The organism is Pontibacter liquoris (genome assembly GCF_022758235.1).
Taxonomy (GTDB): domain Bacteria; phylum Bacteroidota; class Bacteroidia; order Cytophagales; family Hymenobacteraceae; genus Pontibacter; species Pontibacter liquoris.
Genome location: NZ_JALEBG010000001.1, coordinates 1197272 through 1215411, shown reverse-complemented (window position 1 = coordinate 1215411; position 18140 = coordinate 1197272). Strand labels below are relative to the sequence as shown.

At 55.5% G+C, this 18140-nt stretch carries 17 protein-coding genes, 1 tRNA gene, 1 pseudogene and 1 riboswitch; of the genes and pseudogenes, 5 read left to right on the top strand and 14 right to left on the bottom strand.

The genetic code is table 11. The features are described from left to right. Positions 1 to 148: 148 nt before the first annotated feature. Positions 149 to 251: riboswitch (SAM riboswitch) on the top strand. A gap of 348 nt (positions 252 to 599) precedes the next feature. From LWL52_RS04990 to LWL52_RS04980, 3 genes are all read left to right on the top strand, one after another. Then, positions 600 to 1583, top strand: coding sequence for an ATP-grasp domain-containing protein (locus LWL52_RS04990; RefSeq protein ID WP_242917501.1), 984 nt, complete (start codon positions 600 to 602; stop codon positions 1581 to 1583). A gap of 2 nt (positions 1584 to 1585) precedes the next feature. After that, positions 1586 to 2623: an LLM class flavin-dependent oxidoreductase gene (locus LWL52_RS04985; RefSeq protein ID WP_242917500.1), complete on the top strand. Its 1038-nt coding sequence runs from the start codon at positions 1586 to 1588 to the stop codon at positions 2621 to 2623. A 407-nt stretch (positions 2624 to 3030) separates the two neighbouring features. Beyond that, positions 3031 to 4077, top strand: a complete 1047-nt coding sequence (locus tag LWL52_RS04980) for a proline iminopeptidase-family hydrolase (RefSeq protein ID WP_242917499.1) — start codon at positions 3031 to 3033, stop codon at positions 4075 to 4077. A 104-nt stretch (positions 4078 to 4181) separates the two neighbouring features. Here LWL52_RS04980 and LWL52_RS04975 read toward each other — a convergent pair whose 3' ends face one another. The 5 genes from LWL52_RS04975 to LWL52_RS04955 all read right to left on the bottom strand — a co-directional run bounded on the left by LWL52_RS04975 (position 4182) and on the right by LWL52_RS04955 (position 9660). Next, a complete protein-coding gene (locus LWL52_RS04975; protein ID WP_242917498.1) occupies positions 4182 to 4697 on the bottom strand; it encodes a DinB family protein in 516 nt (171 codons plus the stop codon). Positions 4698 to 5003: 306 nt separating this feature from the next. Further along, positions 5004 to 6911, bottom strand: a complete 1908-nt coding sequence (locus LWL52_RS04970) for a RecQ family ATP-dependent DNA helicase (RefSeq protein ID WP_242917496.1) — start codon at positions 6909 to 6911, stop codon at positions 5004 to 5006. Between the two features lie 93 nt (positions 6912 to 7004). Then, entirely contained in the window at positions 7005 to 7793 is a 789-nt protein-coding gene (locus LWL52_RS04965) for a transporter (RefSeq protein WP_242917494.1), read from the bottom strand. 137 nt (positions 7794 to 7930) lie between these two features. Beyond that, positions 7931 to 8731, bottom strand: a complete 801-nt coding sequence (locus LWL52_RS04960) for a hypothetical protein (RefSeq protein ID WP_242917492.1) — start codon at positions 8729 to 8731, stop codon at positions 7931 to 7933. 260 nt (positions 8732 to 8991) lie between these two features. After that, complete coding sequence (locus LWL52_RS04955; protein WP_242917490.1) at positions 8992 to 9660, bottom strand: ABC transporter ATP-binding protein; 669 nt, start codon at positions 9658 to 9660, stop codon at positions 8992 to 8994. 273 nt (positions 9661 to 9933) lie between these two features. On the opposite strand from LWL52_RS04955, the gene sucC reads away from it, so the two are divergent. Next, positions 9934 to 11136: an ADP-forming succinate--CoA ligase subunit beta gene (gene sucC / locus LWL52_RS04950; protein ID WP_242917488.1), complete on the top strand. Its 1203-nt coding sequence runs from the start codon at positions 9934 to 9936 to the stop codon at positions 11134 to 11136. Positions 11137 to 11403: 267 nt separating this feature from the next. On the opposite strand, the gene LWL52_RS04945 is transcribed toward sucC, so the two are convergent. Further along, complete coding sequence (locus tag LWL52_RS04945; protein ID WP_242917486.1) at positions 11404 to 11820, bottom strand: organic hydroperoxide resistance protein; 417 nt, start codon at positions 11818 to 11820, stop codon at positions 11404 to 11406. A 187-nt stretch (positions 11821 to 12007) separates the two neighbouring features. Here LWL52_RS04945 and LWL52_RS04940 point away from each other — a divergent pair. Continuing rightward, positions 12008 to 12081 (top strand) — tRNA-Arg (locus LWL52_RS04940). Positions 12082 to 12856: 775 nt separating this feature from the next. Here the strand turns inward: LWL52_RS04940 and LWL52_RS04935 are convergent. From LWL52_RS04935 to traK, 8 genes and pseudogenes are all read right to left on the bottom strand, one after another. Next, positions 12857 to 13591: pseudogene (locus LWL52_RS04935) on the bottom strand (recombinase family protein); the annotation flags it as partial. Continuing rightward, a complete protein-coding gene (locus LWL52_RS04930; RefSeq protein WP_242917484.1) occupies positions 13578 to 13742 on the bottom strand; it encodes a hypothetical protein in 165 nt (54 codons plus the stop codon). The pseudogene LWL52_RS04935 and the gene LWL52_RS04930, both read right to left, overlap by 14 nt. 103 nt (positions 13743 to 13845) lie before the next feature. After that, positions 13846 to 14178 carry a hypothetical protein gene (locus LWL52_RS04925; protein ID WP_242917482.1) on the bottom strand — a complete coding sequence of 111 codons (333 nt, stop codon included), beginning with the start codon at positions 14176 to 14178 and terminating at the stop codon, positions 13846 to 13848. Positions 14179 to 14238: 60 nt separating this feature from the next. Beyond that, positions 14239 to 15048, bottom strand: coding sequence for a hypothetical protein (locus LWL52_RS04920; protein ID WP_242917480.1), 810 nt, complete (start codon positions 15046 to 15048; stop codon positions 14239 to 14241). A gap of 11 nt (positions 15049 to 15059) precedes the next feature. Further along, positions 15060 to 15947: a conjugative transposon protein TraN gene (gene traN, locus LWL52_RS04915; RefSeq protein WP_242917478.1), complete on the bottom strand. Its 888-nt coding sequence runs from the start codon at positions 15945 to 15947 to the stop codon at positions 15060 to 15062. Between the two features lie 50 nt (positions 15948 to 15997). Further along, positions 15998 to 17266 carry a conjugative transposon protein TraM gene (traM, locus tag LWL52_RS04910; protein WP_242917476.1) on the bottom strand — a complete coding sequence of 423 codons (1269 nt, stop codon included), beginning with the start codon at positions 17264 to 17266 and terminating at the stop codon, positions 15998 to 16000. Positions 17267 to 17268: 2 nt separating this feature from the next. Then, the gene (locus LWL52_RS04905) at positions 17269 to 17535 is read right to left on the bottom strand and encodes a hypothetical protein (RefSeq protein ID WP_242917474.1); all 267 of its coding nucleotides are present in this window, start codon (positions 17533 to 17535) and stop codon (positions 17269 to 17271) included. Next, on the bottom strand, positions 17532 to 18137 hold the full coding sequence (traK, locus tag LWL52_RS04900) for a conjugative transposon protein TraK (RefSeq protein ID WP_242917472.1): 606 nt from the start codon (positions 18135 to 18137) through the stop codon (positions 17532 to 17534). Before traK ends, LWL52_RS04905 begins: the two co-directional genes overlap by 4 nt. Positions 18138 to 18140 lie beyond the last annotated feature (3 nt).

Sequence of the window (18140 nt, the reverse complement as noted above, 5' to 3'; positions counted from 1 at the left end):
CCTGTTCAATGTTCTTTTGTCCTTTGTCAAATTATCCTTTGTCAAAACTTAAATGGTGTACCAACATTATTTTTAGGTAAAAATTTGGAAATGTAAATCGCAGCTCCGAATTTTGCATTCATCAAGTCAATTACCCTCACAAGTATTTGATTTATAAAGAAGAAGGGAGAGAACAGGCTCTGTGAACTTCTAGCAACCAGTTGCATAACCAGGTGCTACATCCTGCCTAAATTATTTAGGGCATATAAATTACTAATAATGCAAACTACTATTATCGCTTTTGCTGCCGTACTGGCGGGCCTTTTTAACCGGATTTTCTCCGAAAACACCTCTGTTTATACTTCTGTAGCGCCGGCCTACGGTTGCTGTTGTTGTCGCTAGTCCTGCTGCTTTGGCGGTAGGCTGATGCATTGTGGCGCGCCCACTTGCCAGCCTATCTGTGTGCAGCTTTGCGGGAAAGGCATGGCCTGTTTGTACCTGTTCAGGCCGTTTCCGGGGCTTTCTGACCCTTTATTCCATACTTCTTTCTTTAATTTAACAAAGCCTGTAGCGGTGCATAATCCGCTGCTTTATACTTCTAACTTCAAAAACCAGAACTTATGTCAACGTACACCACCGATAAACCCATTGCCATTTTTCACGAGCACCCGGACTGGTTCCGCCCCTTGTTAAATGAACTGGACGCCCGTGGCATTGGCTACGAACGCCTGAATGCCGCCGCCCATACCTATGATCCGGCCGAAAAGGAAGTACCTTACAGCCTGTTCTTTAACCGCACTAGCCCTTCGGCTTACCTGCGCAACAACGAGAACAGTATCTTTTATACGCTGAGCCTGCTGGCCTACCTCGAAACGACCGGTGTGCCGGTGGTGAACGGCTACAAGGCCTTTCAGTACGAAACCTCCAAAGCGCTGCAGATCACGCTGCTCGAAAAACTGGGCTTGCCTTACCCAAAAGCGCGCATCATCAACCATGCCTCGCAGGCGGTGAAAGCCTCCGAAGGGCTGCGCTTCCCGGTGGTGGTGAAAGCCAATATTGGGGGCAGCGGCGCCGGCATTGTGCGCTATGATTCTGTGGAGGAACTCGCGCAAGCTGTGGCTGCCGCCGAGGTGAAGCTGGGCATCGACCACACGGCGCTGGTGCAGGAGTATGTGGTAGCCCGCGGCGGCCATATCACCCGCATCGAAACCTTGGGCGGCAAATACCTCTACGGCATCAACGTGTATACTTCCGGCGAGAGCTTCAACCTCTGCCCGGCCGACATTTGCCAGACCACCAACGGCAAGGAACTGAGCCGCAATGCCTGCGCCCTGGATGCGCCTAAGAATGGCATGCGCGTGGAAGCCTATACCCCGCCGCAGGAAGTAATCGACAACATCGAACGCATTGTGCAGGAAGCCGGCATCGACGTGGGTGGCATTGAGTACATGGTGGACGACCGCGATGGTAGGATCTACTACTACGACATCAACGCGCTGTCTAATTTTGTGGCCGATGCCGTGAACGTGATCGGCTTTAACCCACACGCCCGCCTGGTAGATTTCCTGGAGAAGAAAGCGCAACTTAAACTACAGGAGGTATAAGCATGGAATTCGGCTATTGGTTACCCGTTTTCGGAGGATGGCTCCGCAACATTCCGGACGAAGGAATGGACACCTCCTGGGATTACGTTAAAAAACTGGCGCAAAAAAGCGAGAGCTGGGGCTACCACCTGTCGTTGATCGCAGAGTTATACTTAAATGATATCAAAGGGCAGGAAGCACCGGCCCTCGATGCCTGGTCTACGGCAGCGGCGCTGGCCGCTGTGACCCAGCAGCTGGAGATCATGGTGGCCGTGCGCCCTACGTTCCACAACCCGGCGCAGCTGGCTAAGCAGGCCGCCAACATCGACCTGATCAGCAATGGCCGCCTGTCGCTGAATGTGGTATCGAGCTGGTGGCGCGATGAGGCGACCAAGTATGGCATCCAGTTTGAGCAGCACGACGACCGCTACGCCCGCACCAAAGAGTGGCTGGACGTGGTGACCAGCGTGTGGGAACGCGACCACGTGACTTACAGCGGCAACTACTACAAGGTGGAAGATAACGTGCTGCAGCCCAAGCCTGCCAAAAAGCCATTTATTTATGCCGGAGGCGAGTCGGAAACTGCTAAAACCATGATCAGCACGCAATGCGACGGCTACGTGATGCACGGCGATTCGCCTGAAAAGATCGGGGAGCGCATTGCCGACATGCGCCGCCGCCGCGAGATACTGGGCCTGCCGCCGATGAAATTCGGGGTAGCGGCCTACAGCATTGTGCGCAACACGGAGGCGGAAGTGAAAAAAGAACTCGACCGCATTACCAACGTGCAGGCCTCGGCTGCCGGCTATGGCAACTACCAGCAGTGGCTGGCCGGCACGCAGCTCGAGCAGCAGGTGTCGCTGCAGGATTACTCGGTATCCAACCGCGGCCTGCGCAGCGGCCTGACCGGCACGCCTGCCCAGATCCAGGACCGCATCGCCGCCTTCGAGGCAGTGGGGGTGGATTTCTTCCTGCTGCAGTGCAGTCCGCAACTCGAGGAGATGGAGCGCTTCTCCGACTCCGTGATCAGGGCTTTCTCTCCACAAAAACAAACAGCATAAGAACCTAACAAACAATAAACCTAAACTAAACTGACCTTGAGCCCTGCAGCCTTGAAGCCGCAGGGTTCTTTTTTTGCCTGAAGTAGATGTGCTCCTAAAACGTAAATGAAGCAAGCGTCCGCATATGCCTATACTTAAGTGGCAATGGAACAGCAATAACGTGTACATTAACAAATAGCCAGGATACAGTAATCGATTTTGCTACGCACGGCACAGGTGGACGCTTGCGTCAAGTATGCGGGATGAGCCAGAGAGATGGGCCGGGAAATGGCACGTTGCTCCATCTAAAACTTTTATCAGCAGCACCTTACGATTTTCAGCAGAAATAACTTTATCTTTTAGCTCCCGTGGCCTTTAGCTGCGGCACTGTTCCGTTAAACCGTCTCACCTTAAACCTGCTGTTATACATGAAAAAGCCTTTCTCTTTTCTGATCGCCTGCCTGGGCCTACTCCTGCTAACTACCGGCTGCCAGCGTACCGAACCGGAAGCTGCCACTACCGCCACCACAGCAGATTACCTCGACTTTAAAACGCCTACCCCGGTGCAGGCTGGTGGCGTGCAGATGATCCAGCTAAAAGAAGGCTACAAAGTATGGACGAAGCGCTTTGGCAACAGCCCGACCATGAAAGTGCTGCTCCTGCATGGCGGCCCCGCCATGACGCACGAATACATGGAAGCTTTCGAGAGCTTTTTCCCGCAAGCCAACATCGAGTTTTATGAGTATGACCAGCTGGGTTCTGCTTACTCCGACCAGCCCGACGATATGAGTCTCTACAACATCAACCGCTTTGTGGAAGAGGTAGAGCAGGTGCGCCAGCAGCTGGGTATGAACAAGGACAACTTTTATTTGCTGGGCAACTCCTGGGGTGGCATGCTGGCCCTTGAGTACGCTTTGAAGCACCAGGACAACCTCAAAGGCCTCATCATCTGCAACATGACGGCCAGCTTCCCGAAGTATGCGACCTACAACGCCAAGCTGCGGGCCGAAATGCGCCCTTCCCTCATCGACTCGCTGGAAGTATACGAAAAGAAAAACGACTTCATGAACCCCGTGTACCAGCAGCTGGTGTTCGATAATTACTATCGCAAGCACCTGTGCCGCCTCGAAGTATGGCCGGAAGCCGTGATGCGCAGCTTAGGCCACGTGAACCAGAAAGTATACGAGTACATGCAGGGGCCAAGCGAGTTTGTGCCTGGCGGCATTCTGCAAAACTGGGACCGCTGGAGCGACCTGAAAAAGATTACGGTGCCCACCCTCACCGTTGGCGCGAAGTATGATACCATGAACCCCGAGGAAATGAAGGAGATGAGCCGGCTGGTACAAAATGGGCAATACCTCTACTGCCCCAACGGCAGCCACCTGGCCATGTGGGACGACCAGCAGGTATACATGAACGGCGTGATCAATTTTATCAAAGCGGTTGCCGCGCAGCAGAAACCATCTGGTAGCTAACCTGGCACCTGTACCGGTCCGAAACGGGATGAATAGTTTGGCCTACTCGCTGCCGGTTTCCCTTTTGGCATAAGGTCTCTGTTTTCGCAGGTATAAGTGGTGGTTCAGGTGCCTTGCAGCACGCGGGCTGTTACCAGCAACTGCCCCACATGCCGCTGCGTGTGCTCGGCCGCATGCACCAGTAACCCTAAAACGGTAGACGGAAGTTGCGCCCGCCCTACGCCCCGCGGTTCCTGCAGTTGCCCTGCATCGGTATGGCGAAGCTGCTCCAGGGCCACGCTTACCTGCCGGCTGAAGTGCTGCACCAGTTCCTGTACATTATTTTGCACTTCCGGCGGTTTTCCTTCTGCTTTCAGGGCCTGCAGCTGCGCTTCGGTGAGCTGCTCGCCGCGGGCATACGTAAACAACCGGTCGAGCACACCGCGCAAGTGCTGCAGGTGAAAACCAACTGAGGCCACGCCGGCAGGCTTTTCCCAGAGCAGCTCCCTGGGGAAGTGCTGCATGAGTGCTTCTACTTCTTCCTGCGCCTGCAGCAGCGCATGCGCAACCGGCTGCAAAAGTCCCGGCACACCGGGCAAAGGCCCGCGCAGCCATACTTCTGGTTTAGTTGGTGTTGCCATACTTGTATCGTGTCTTAGGTGGATGATGTAGTTGCAGGTATATTTTCTCAGCTGACCTGCTATTGCTACTACTTCTCTGATGGTTACCGGGTTTCTACTTGTATAGGTACTTCGGCCCTCTCACCAAAACTGAAAACATGAATTAATTGCGCCCGCATTTTATCTTTTTGCTGCCTGGCTGTCTTTTGTACCTGTTCTTCACAAAGGGTTTGTACGGGAATTAATTTGGTTATTCTGTAGCAAGTTGAAAGTAGCTTGTTCCCATACCTTAAGGTATACTTGTGTGCAGACAAATTATATTATGCTTTACGCCACCTCCAGCTTACCACTTTCTTTATACTTGAGCCGGCCCAGATCTATTAGTTCGCGGATCAGGGCGGTGATAATTTCGGCATGTTTGGGTTCAAAGGCCTGCACCAGTTCTTTGGGCAGGTAGGGCGCAACCTGCACCAGTTCCATTAGTCTAGTACGCAAGGCCTCCTGTTCCTGACCTTGCCGCTCCTTTTTGCGTTCAGCCAGGCAGTAGTCGCAGATGCGGCAGCGGGTGTCGGTCAGCTCACCGAAGTATTCGAGCAGCAGCTGGGTGCGGCAGCGGTTTGTTGTTTCTACGTAGCGGCCCATCTCTCTGGCCTGGAGCAGCGCCCGCTCACGCAGGGCATTCAGCCGCTTCACATCCAGCTTTAACCCGCCTGCATCCTGCCGTGGCGCTGTAAAAATGAGTTGCGGCGAGTCGTGCTGTGGTTCATACTGGATGACCTGCAGCTTGTGCAAGTATTCGAGTTTGCGGCGCAGGTCAGGCTCCGGTAATTTCAGGTATTCGGCTAGCCGTCGTTCCGACACCTTCACAAAATTGACAAACGCTTCGCCGCCATACATGCGCAGCAGCATACGGATAAGCTTGTCATGCTCCGGGTTCTTTAACTGAAAGTCGTAGAGGGCGGTGTTTTCAAGAGCCAGCATCAGCCGCGAGGGCATATAATAGCTCTCGTTCAGTTGCAGATAGCCTTCCTGCTCCAGGCGCTTGATGGCGTGGTGCACTTCCAGAGTCTGCAGTTTATAGTTTTTGGCAAATGGCCCCAGTTCAAAGTCGAAGCTGCTCATCAGGCCGCTGCCCACGGCCAGCTGGAAATAATTGGCCAGGCACTGGTACACCCGCCGGATATAATCTACAGCAGGGTGAGCTTCTTCCACTTTGCGCTGCAGCTCGGCCACATCGTTGGGGCCGTAAAGTATGGCTGCGTACGCATACTGCTCATCGCGCCCGGCGCGCCCGGCCTCCTGGTAATAGGCCTCCAGGCTTTCGGGCAGGTCCAGGTGCACCACCAGCCGCACATCGGGTTTGTCGATACCCATTCCGAAGGCATTGGTGGCTACCATCACACGCACTTTGTCCGTGATCCAGGCCTGCTGTACCGCATTGCGGTCTTCAAACTTTAAACCAGCATGATAGGCAGCTGCCGCAATGCGGCGGCTCTGCAGGAACCTAGCCAGCTCGGCGGTTTGGCGGCGGCTGCGTACATACACAATGCTCTGGCCGGGCAGGCGCTGCAACATCTCCAGCAAGCGGCTGGCTTTGTCTTCGGTGGGCAGGCAGGAATAGGAAAGGTTCGCGCGGGCAAAGCTCTTCTGAAACACATTTGGCTTCGGAAACCGGAGCTGCGCCTGGATGTCCTGCTTCACCTGCTCGGTAGCGGTAGCCGTCAGGGCAATGACCGGCACACCGGGCAGCGACTCCCGCAGTTCAGCTAACTGTAAATAGGGCGGCCTGAAATCGTAGCCCCATTGCGAGATACAGTGCGCCTCATCCACTGCCAGCAAACGCACCTTCATGCGCTTTACGCGTTCCTGGAAGAGCTCGGTGAGCAAACGTTCCGGCGAGAGATACAGGAACTTCACGTTGCCATACACGCAATTGTCCAAGGCAATATCGATCTCGCGGCGGTGCATGCCCGAGTAAATGGCCACGGCCGCAATGCCCCGTTTTTTCAGCTGTTCCACCTGATCCTTCATTAGCGCGATGAGCGGCGTGATCACCAGGCAAAGCCCATCCAAGGCCAGCGCCGGCACCTGGAAGCAGATGGACTTGCCTCCACCGGTGGGCAGCAGGGCCAGTGTATCCTGCCCCGCCAGCACAGACTGGATGATCTCCTCCTGCAGCGGCCGGAAACGGTCGAAGCCCCAGTAGGTTTTAAGGATGTGGTGGATGTCTTGCAAGGCGAGGAGATTTACCTGCTAAGATAACACAGAGAACTCAAAACTCGGAAGCCGTGTGGCAGAAATTGCCGCCGCAAGTATAAAAGCGGCTAGCTATTGCGGAAGCCTGATCGAGAAACCGGTCAGCACAAAATAGTCGGGTGCTGCTTTATTCAGGCCCAGCCCTGCCGCGACATCCAGCTGCATGTTGGGCCGCGGCCTGAAAAGCAAGCCGGCACCCGCCTGGTGCGCAGCCTTTTGTTCGGCTGGTTTTTTCCCGAAAACTTCGCCATAAACCGAGAATTTGTCGTTTAGCTCCCCTTCCATGTTCACCACATAGCTTTTCTCCGGGTCCTGCTCCTGCCAACTATAGCCCACATTGTAAGTCAGCTGCAGCTTTTGGGTAGGCTCCTGGGTCAGGGCCAGCATCAGCTCGGGCTCGGCTCTGTCGGGCCGAAGGTCGCTGCTCCCTACCGGCAGAGTAACCATGGCCAGCAATCCCGCCGCCGGCAGCCACCCCCTGGCCTGCCAGAACTGCACCTGCCCACCCGCGCGTACCGGGCCTATGCCGTGCGCCACGCGCCGGCTTATACCTTCCTGCACCGTGTCTTGCCAGGCCGCTTCTACGCGTAGCTCCAGCCATTTAAGCACTCCTGCCCGCAGCATCACTTCCGGATACGCATGGTTGATCTCGGTTACGCCTGCTTTGGTGTCGTGCTGCCAGCGGAAGCCCGTTTCAAACTGCAAGGTTCTAAGCGGAACAATGGTGGCACTTTGTGCCTCGGTGGGCCGGGCCGTCTCAATGTTTTCCTGTTCCTGGGCATGCCCTTTGCCGGCCAGCAGCAACACCATACCCAAAGCCAGCAGCCATACTTTCTTGCTGAGTGTATCTTTCAGTACCATCCTTTAGCGTTATTTTGAGACGTATACGGCCAATCCGCTAAGTATAGGCTAATGTTGGAAGGGCGCAGGCACATTTTTTTGCATAAAAAAAGCCCGCTCCAAGAGGAGCAGGCTTTCGTTGAGGTATAAGTGGTTGCTTATGCTGCCGCTGACTGACCGTCTTCCCGGTCTTCGATCACTTTCTTCAGTTTCTCGATCGCCTGGGCAGCACGCTCCTCATCGAAACGGTTGATGTTGAGCAGCATTTTGGTTTTCTCCTGGCGCGTGATCACCGGGTTGTTCAGCAGGCGGATAATTTCCTCCTTCTGCTTGGCCGATGCATACCGTACGCTGGTCGATTCCTCCGCCACAGTTTCTGCTGCTGCCGGAGCTGGCGCTTCTGCTACCTTCGCTGTGCTGGCCGCTGCCTTCATAGTAGGCTTCTTCTCCGTCGGGATGGCATGCTTCGCCTGGTCGTTGCCACTGTAGTCCATTTCCTCAGCTGGTGTCGGCTCATACCCTGCGGCACGAATGATCCAGGCCAGTATGTTACGGTAGGCTTTACCAATAGCACGCGTCTGCGCCATCGAGGCAATAGCAAATTCCTGGTAGTACTTTTTGCCCTGCTCACGGTTAGAGCAGATAGCAAAACCAGCACCCACCACCTGTTCGCTGCGCAGGTCCAGCAGGTTCACCTTGGCCTGGTACTTAATCTCATCGTCGGTGCTCACGTTCACTACGTGCTCCACTATAGGCAGAATACCTAAACGGGAACCGGCGTACTGCCAGCCTTCCACATTCACATACTCCTTCCCCTGAATGTTCTGGTACAGGCGGTTTTCCTTTATGAACTTTGCCAAGTCCACAGCCAGGTGCAGCGTCTCGTCCGATTTGGCTATATCATAGCTCTCGATCTTGGACTTCTTCAGCACTTTTGTTTCCTTATTTGGTTGATTCATTTCCACTTAGCTTTCCTTTAGATGGTACAAATAATAAACACAACCGCCTATAAAATGGTGCATTTTATTAAATAAATCACCTATTTCATACTACTGATAATCAATACGTTGCAAATTATTTTAAAAATAATTTCACCGTCGGTTGCAGCTGTTGGCTAAAGCTAAATTTTGCGTAAAGGGGATGTATATATACGGGGATTTCGCCGGTAGGTATACGGGCGGCATAAGAATCTGAAATGGAACGAAAAAAAGAATTGTACCTATAGCACCGGCGACTCCTGCACGATCAGGCCATCCTTCATTACCAGGGTACGGTCGGCCATGGCGGCAAGTTGCTCGTTGTGCGTCACGATCACAAAGGTCTGGTTGAACTCCTGGCGCAACCGGAAAAAGATGTCGTGCAGCTCCTGCGCGTTTTTAGAATCCAGGTTACCGCTGGGCTCATCGGCAAAAATAATGCGGGGCGAGTTGATGAGCGCGCGGGCCACGGCCGTGCGTTGCTGCTCCCCACCCGACAGCTCGGATGGTTTGTGGTGCAGGCGATGCGAGAGGTTGAGCATATCCAGCAGTTGCTCGGCGCGCTCGCGCACTTCCTGCTCGGGCCGGCCGGCCAGGAAGCCCGGCAAACAGGCATTCTCCAGGGCCGTGAACTCGGGCAGAAGGTTATGAAACTGGAAAATAAAGCCAATGTGCCTGTTGCGGAAACGGGCCATTTCAGTGGCGTTCAGGCGGGCTATATTCTTGCCATCAAACATCACCTCACCGGAATCGGCTGTATCCAGGGTGCCCAGAATGTGCAACAGGGTGCTTTTGCCGGCACCGGATGCACCCACAATAGACACCACCTCGCCGGCAGCAATAGACATGTCGATGCCTTTGAGCACCGGAAGCGAACCGTATTTCTTGTAGATATTAGAGACCTGTAGCACAGCGTGGCAATTAATAGAAAAGCAATGGCTAATGTATAAACCCTCCAAAGCTACAAAACAAACGCTATACTTTGTTAATCTGACTTTAAAATAGGTTTGCACCCGGATTAGCCTTTTTCCGGATAGTGCCTGTTTCAGGCAGGCTACAGGAGCTGCCGGCAAGTATGGCAGGCACAGTGGAAAAGCCGCCTGCGGGCGCAATATTTTAAAAACGCTTTTCTTGAATTTGAGGGGATAATGGCGTACTTTCGTGCGTCCATTAAAACTGAAAGCATGAACATACACGAATATCAGGCTAAAGACATATTAAAAAGCTACGGTGTACGGATCCAGGAAGGGATTGTGGCTGACACGCCCGAAGAGGCTGTAGCGGCTGCTAAACGACTGACTGAGGAAACCGGCACAGGCTGGCACGTAATCAAAGCACAGATCCATGCGGGTGGCCGTGGCAAAGGGGGCGGCGTAAAGCTGGCCAAAAACCTGGAGCAGGTGAAAGAAATCGCCGGCCAGATCCTGGGCATGACACTGGTAACGCACCAGACAGGCCCTGAAGGCAAGCTGGTGCAGAAAGTGCTGGTGGCACAGGATGTATACTATCCCGGCGCTTCGGAGCCGAAAGAATTTTATCTGAGCATCCTGCTGGACCGCGCCAAGGGCCAGAACGTGATCATGGCCTCTACCGAAGGGGGTATGGACATTGAAGAGGTTGCGGAGAAATCGCCTGAGAAGATCATCAAAGAGTGGATCGACCCGGCAACAGGTTTACAGCCTTTCCAGGCCCGTAAAGTTGCTTTTGCCTTTGGTCTGGAGGGAGAAGCCTTCAAAGAGATGGTGAAATTTGTGACCAACCTCTACAAGGCGTACGTGGAGACTGACTCCTCTATGTTTGAAATCAACCCGGTGCTGAAAACATCGGACAATAAAATACTGGCGGTAGATGCCAAAGTGAACCTGGACGATAACGCCCTGTTCCGCCACAAGAACCTGGCTGCCCTGCGCGATATTTCCGAAGAAGATCCGTTGGAAGTAGAAGCCGGTGAGCACAACCTGAACTATGTAAAACTGGACGGTAACGTTGGTTGCATGGTGAACGGCGCCGGCCTGGCCATGGCTACCATGGATATTATCAAGCTATCCGGCGGCGAGCCTGCTAACTTCCTGGACGTAGGTGGTGGCGCCAACGCCCAGACCGTAGAAGCCGGTTTCCGTATTATCCTGAAAGACCCGAATGTAAAAGCGATCCTGATCAACATCTTTGGTGGTATCGTGCGTTGCGACCGCGTGGCCAACGGGGTTGTGGAAGCTTACAAGAACATTGGCGATATCCGCGTTCCGATCATCGTTCGCCTGCAAGGCACTAACGCCGAAGAAGGCGCACGTATCATCGACGAGTCCGGTCTGAAAGTATACTCAGCCGTAGTGCTCAAAGAAGCCGCAGAAAAAGTGAAGCAGGTGCTTGCGGAAGCAGGAGCCTAGTCTCTTACAAGTATAAAAACAAAAAAAGGCTGCCAGAATTGGCAGCCTTTTTTTGTTTTTATACTTGTAAGAAGTTAGAGAGTTAAAAGGTTAGAAAGTTAGAGAAGGGTAACATGATACTGCAACGTAGTTGCCGTTAGCCCTGATCCCGAACTTGCTGCTGTATACACAGCAGTAAAAAAGGCAAGTATAGAAGCTGAATTTGCTGGCAAAAGAAAGGCCCCACTTCCTCACAAACTCTTTCTAACCTTCTAACTCTCTAACTTCCTAAACCACTTCCAGCTGCACATCAATGTTGCCGCGCGTGCCAACAGAGTAAGGGCATATCTGGTGCGCTTCATCTACCATTTGCCGGGCCTTGGCAGCATCTGTGCCCTTCAGGTTCACCACTAACTTTACGCCCAGCCCAAAGCCATTGTCGTCCAGCTTGAGCAGGTCGACATGAGCGGTGACAGTTGCATCAGGGTCGAGGCGCTCTTTGTGGCGGGCAGCAACTACCAATAGCGCACTCTGGAAGCAGGCCGCATAGCCTGCTGCAAACAACTGCTCAGGGTTTGTCTTATCGCCTTGGCCGCCCATGTGGGTAGGCATAGCCAGTTGCATATCAATTATACCGTCTGATGACTTTACATGGCCTCTGCGGCCGCCAGTGGCAGTTACCTCTGCCGTATACATTTTTTCCATACGTTTTCCGTTTTGATTAGCCTTTGATCCGTAAGCCTCTAAACATTAAAAACAGGCAAAGGTTTGCAAACAGGTGATATTCACCGCAGAAGGCGCAAAAGGGAACGTAAACAGCATTGGTGGCAGATATTTTTTAGCTATAGAGTTTCGTATTGTCAGTTTACTTGCTATTTTTGCACGCATCAACGCACCCGTAGTTCAACTGGATAGAATATCGGATTTCGGCTCCGAGGGTTAGGGGTTCGAATCCTCTCGGGTGCACCTTACTGGACAGAAGGCAGTTTTTGCTTTTTGTCCAGTTTTTTTTAGGCCCTAACAGCCTGTTAATCAGATATATTACACGCGCTACTTCGTTCACCCGAGCGGTTCGAACGCTTCCACCTTCAAACACCAGATTTTCAGGGAACATCGAACCGATCAGCAGGCGTTTCTCCCGGTTACTGCCGTTTTCGTACAAATTTTCCAGGCGCATCAGGTGATCCAGACCCTGTTTTAACAGCCCCTGCAAGTCCGTTTCCTGCGTTAGTGCGCTGATTTTTGCCTCCAATTTCTCGATAGCGGCCGCACAGTCTGCCTTGATCTTTCGGAAGTCTTCCGGTTCGATTTGTGCGCTTGCGATCAGATCGCGGGAATGGGAGACGCGCTTCTCCAGTTCCTTCACCCGGTTGAGCAGCTGTCTTCTTTCGCTGCCCTGTTCATGGGTCTGCTCGTTGAAGGCCTCCAGCAGCAGGCTGCGGTAAAGGCTGTGGAACTCCTTGCGCGGCACATACTGCTTTAGCTCCTGCCCGAAAGCCTCGTGCACCTCGGCTGCCCTGGAGCGGAAAGGGCAGCCCTTGTTGCAGTGGTAGTAGGCGTAGTAGGCATGCCTCCCCTTCGACTTACTGGCCGTGAGCATCCTTTCGCATATCGGGCATACCAGGTAGCCCCGCAGTGGAAACTCATCCTGTGTTTCCACTTGCGGGCGGTAGAACCTGCCCCGCCCGTCCAGCACATCCTGCACCCGGTAGTAGATGTCCTCTGTGATCAGGGGTTCGTGCAGCCCTTGCACAAAGCAGCTCTCCTCGTCCTTGTAACCGGGGATAAAGATCTTGCCGCAATAAACAGGGTTGCGGATAACACGCCAGAAATTGCTCTTCTGGCACGTGAGTCCTTTTTCCCTGGCTACTTTCCAGATCTGCTCGGTGTTGAAGCGGCCGGAGGCCAGCTCCTCGAAGGCCCAGCGTACGATGGAGGCTGCCGGCTCTTCGGGAGCAATGTATTTGGTTCCGCCTTCGCTGATCCTGTTCTTGTAACCGATGGGAGCGGCCCCCATCCAGCGGCCTTCCTTTTTGGCCTTGCGCATGCCCCGGATCACGTTCAGGGCCCGCCGGTCATTTTCCACTTCCGGTGCTGCCAGATAAAAAGCGAGCATCATTTTGTTTTCCGGCACCGCCAGGTCCAGCGGCTGTTCGATGGCCTGCGGATCTACGCCCAACCGCCGCAGGGTGCTGATCATCTGGTAGGCATCCCCGGCATTTCGGCTGAAGCGGTCCCACTTGGTGAAGAGCACCAGGTCCGTTTTTCCTTTTTGCTTTTTCAGTTCCAGCAGCAGTTTCTGCCAGGCCGGGCGGTTGAAGGTCTTGGCCGAGTGGTCTTCGTAGATGGCATGGCGGACGCGTATGCCCTGTAGCTCACAGTAATGCCGCAAACGCTCTTCCTGGTCGCGTTGTGAATAGCCTTTGTCTGCCTGCTCATCGGTGCTCACCCGTATGTACAAATCAGCTGTTTCCATTCCTTAAATATTGATTTACAGCTATTTTAGCAAATAATCGCAAGAATTCCAAAACTGCTTTCGCCTCCGACAGGGAGACTTCCACGCCCTCGCGCCGCAGCATTTCCTTCGCTTTTTCAGGGCTTATCCTGTCTTTTTCCCGTGGTTTCATCCTCTCTCGCTTTCCTGATGATTCGATCCTGGTTCATAAAAAAGGCGGAACCTGCGTTCCGCCTTTAGCCCCGGAAAATTTCCTCCCGGGCTCCCTGGCCCCTTCAGGAACTGTCGTCCCAGGCCAGCAACACCCTGCTGCGCCGCAGGCGGCTGTAAGAAGGTTCGTACCGCAGGTAACCCCACTTGTCCAGCTCCCGCAGGACCCGGTGGTAGGTCGCACTGCTCGATAGCTTGGCAACAGGCATCATTTCGTGGCTGTAAGCGCAAACCGCCCCTCTCCCGCCCACGGCCAGCCAACAATGGTACAGGGCGGCGTACAAGGCGATGTGGGCAGGCCCGATGCGCGGGTCCTGCAGAATAGCCCCGAAGAACCTGCTTAACAGCTCTTGCTGCCCAGCAGATTCGGGGAATTTGACCGGTGTGTTCCCATTCATAAGCTCGTCCTTTCATGGGTTCTCTCAGGCAGGGGCCCGTCCGTGCACGTGCCCTTTGCTTCAGGGTTTGAGGGACCGGCTTTTGCGGACTGTCCTTTTCCCGGGCCCAGGTTCCTCTCCCTGCTCCTGCTGCTGCTTTTCCTTGCGGCGCTCCTGCCGGGCAGCCGCCTGTTGTTGGAGGGACTCCCCCGGCGTGGGCTCCTGCCGCTGGATGGTCTCGCGCATGGCCCGCTGCCGCTGCTCGTTGTAGACGTTGATGGTCTTGAACTGGGGGCTGGCCTCAATGTAGCGCTTCACCTCGTATCCCTCCTCCAGGGCGGTTATCAGTTGCTGGTTTCCCTTTTTCAGGGAATGGATCAACTGTTCTTTTTGCTGCGGGTCTTCCAACTCTTTGATGTAAAACCGCTCGAGCGTTTTCTCCAGGTCAAAGCCATAGTTGGCATGGTACTGCTTGACCTGGTAATTACCGGCAGGGTCTGCCTGTTTGAAGTCCAGCTGCAGCCAGGCGTTGTAGCCCTGCCCCTCCCTGCTGGTTAGATCCTTGTTGACCGCCCGGCCCTGCATCAGGTTGTAGGCCTCCTTCAGGGTGATGTTGTTTCCCTTGTTGATATGAAACGTCTGCTCGAGGATATCAGCGGGTTTCTCTCCCCGGAGGGCCACCAGGTAGCGGTTGAAGAAGTACATGTCCTGCTCAGACTTCCTGAACTGCAGGACAGCAACCGCCTGGTCCTTTCCAAAGGCGGCCTGATGGAACAACTCGAACTCGGGCGTTTTCTGCTCCATCTTTTCCCGCAGCTCCTTTTCCAACCCCTCACCGAAGCCGGTGTATTTTAGCTGATCCCGCAGATACTCGAAATTTTTCTCGTTCATGGCACATATTATTAAAATGAAACAATCCTGTCATCCGCCCCTTTGGGAAGGGAAAACGGCTTTGCACGCAGGAGCATGTGATAAGGCACTTTGAGCTGCAGGTGCCTGCCGCCGTTTTTCTCCATCAGCCGGATAGCCAGGTACTTGGTGGCCGGGAGTGTCACCTTGGGCAGGGCAACGACCAGGTCCCGCTCCGACTGAGCTGCCACGCTCGCCGGGCCGCCGTAAACATAGCAGGGTTGCAGTTCCTGCTCCTGGGTGGCCGTGCGCCGGGTATGCTGTTTATCCCGGATAAGAAAGCGCAGCCCGTCTGCCGCGTAGGGGATGTCAGAGTTGTTGCGGAGCCTGAGCCGGTAGTACATCGTCTCTCCCCGGACGTAGATGCCGCGCAACGCTAACTGCATTCCGAACTTATTATCCCTGCGCCCGGGAAGGGGTGTTTTGTCTGCTGCCACGCGCGCGGCATCCCGTTGCGCGGACGCTTCATTGCAGCCTGTCTCACCCACAAGGGCCGGTACGGACCCGGGAGGCGTGGCTTCCGGCAACAGCAGGGTGAGCACGGCCGGGTCTGCAGCATAGGTTACCAGGAAAGAATACAGCCCGCCATCCGCCGTGATGACGGTGAGGTTTGTCTCCCTGAAACCCGGCTTACCGGCTTTTACCCGGAGGACATTTCCCAGGGCCGCATCCTGCTCGACCAGGATCTCGCCACTCCCCCTGTCCACGCTTTTCACCGCGAAGGGAAAGACCAGGTGGCTTGTTTTGTAAAGGGAGACGGCCAGGGAAGACGGTGTGACGCCGACGGCCGGTCCCGGCCCGGCGCTTTGCTGCGCGTAGGCCGGGCTGTAACCCAGCACCAGCAGGCTCAGCTGGACCAATAGTAATTTTAGCTTTTTCATCTGTATGCATTTTAAAGTGAGTTGATCTGCTTTGTGGTAAGATGCGGGGCTTAGCGGTTCTGCTTTTTTTCGTCCCGCAACAACACCCGGTAGCCAGCCGGGACGGTGGCTTTGATGAGCCTGGCCTGCCGGGCAAGCAGGTGCCTGGCCGTTTCCACCCCGGCACTGGCTGCCTGCACCTGCAGGGAAGGATGCAGGGAAGAAAGGCCCAGATCCTGCACCGCCCGGTCCGCAGACTGCCGGGCAACTTCCCGGGTCAGGGTGCCCGGGATATAAAGGCCTGCCAGGCCATCCAGGTCATAGACTGACAGGGCAACCGGGAAAAGGGCCTGCTGGTAGCGGATGTTTTTGATGGTGACCTGCAGCCGCTCCCCGGCCAGGGTTGCCGTCCCATACAGCAAGGTGCCCGGTGGGATCAGCGTGCCGTTAACAGCTACCGGGCCGGTCAGGCGCAGCTTCAGGGTAGCCCCCGAAACCAGCGACTGCGTTTCCTCTACGACGGCTGCGAGGGCATTCTGCTGGGGATCGTCTCCCCGATCCGCCGCAGTGGAGTAGAACCTGTTGGCGGCAGGGGCATCCCCGGGAGCGGGAGCAGCCCCTGCGCCGTCCTGCCGGCCGCGCCCCAGCAGGGATACGGCAGCACCCGGCCGGCTGGCCGCCACGGCATAGACCTGCCCTTGCCGGCTTTCGGAAGACTGCCGGATCTTTTCCTCGACGCGCCGGGGATGCTGGATATCGAGTATCTTTTCCAGCATGCCGTTTAGCTCTTGCAATTCCCCATCCCCGCTGCCTGTTTGCCCGGCAGCCTGCATCACCTGCTCAAGGTGGCGCAGCTCCCCTCCGCCAGCCGGTATCCTGGCCGGGCGGGTGGCAGGGGCGGCACCTTGTCCGGACACGTGGGAAAGGGAGGGCTCCTCTGCGAGAACCGCTTGCAGGCGCTCCAGTTTCCGGTAAACGCGGGCCTCGCTGGAATCCGCCGTTTCCAATGCCCCGCCCAGGGGTGGCGTTGGAAAGCTCCCCCCTGCCCCATTGGCTCCCCAGTCCTCAAAGGGGCCTTCACGAAGCAGTGCTTTTAAGCTGGAAGAATCAGCAAGCGCCTGCTTGTAGGACGTCAGCTTATCGGGCGTCCTTGCTTCGGGCAGGCGGGCGTCCGGCAAATCGGGGCGAAGGCCGGCAGGGGCCGGCGCGGCCTGGGGGTTTGTCCGGCCACCGCCCATCGCCCAGAAGAACAGGGTCAGAAAGGGCATGACCAGCAGCGGCAGCACCAGCAGGAACCGGCGGCGCCTCAGAAAGTGTGGAGAATGGGCTACGTGTTTCATTTTTACTTTTTTATAGGTTGCGAATTATCCGGGCACTCCCAGGGAAAGAAATACTCGCGGGCATCACCCGCGGCCTGCCGCCCCTTCCCCGCCCGCGGCCTGCGAGCCAGGCTGCCGGGCCGCGGAAAGGACGTTTCCCCTTCGATGCTGGCCAGGAGCAGGTGCTTGCTGAAGCCGCCACCCAGCAGGCAGAAAAGCACCAGCGCTGCCAGCTGGGCGCGGCGCGGCAGGCGCGCAGCCTGCTGCCCCTCCCGAAAAGGCAGCCTCACCGCTTTATGTTTTGTAGGTCCCGGTTTTCAACCGTCACCCAGCGTTCAATCAGGAAGCCGTGCGGGTTGTTGTCCGACCGGCTGACGCGGCGCAGGTAGCCTTCGGTGACCAGGCTCCGGACAAGGATGCTGGTCGCGCGGACCAGGCGCTGGGTGGCATAGCAGCGGAAAAAATAAGGATCCTGGCGCACGTCCACTGCCACGCTGTCCACGGCCACCCGCTGGCTGATGTTCCCGGCGATAAGGCCCGTGTAATAGCCGCTCTCACGGAGGTTGTCGTACGCCCTTTTGGCCGATGCATCTGCCAGGTAAAGGGCCTGGGCCATGTTCGCCTGGATGACGGCATCATCCGGGTCCAGGGTAAAGAAAAGCCGGTGAAATGTGCGCACATGATCCCGGGCCTCCACGGGGAGGTTATCCTTGCCGGCCACCGCGTAGGCTTCCAGGACTTTGCCGTTCGCCAGGATATACACCTTGCTTTGCATGCCGGCGACCAGCGCATAACTTTTATAGAGTGCAAAGCCGCAGAGCAAGGTGCTGGCGGTGACCACGGCCAGGGTAAAGGTGCGTACCTGCTGAAAGGCCGTGTCTAAGTTTTTCATTTG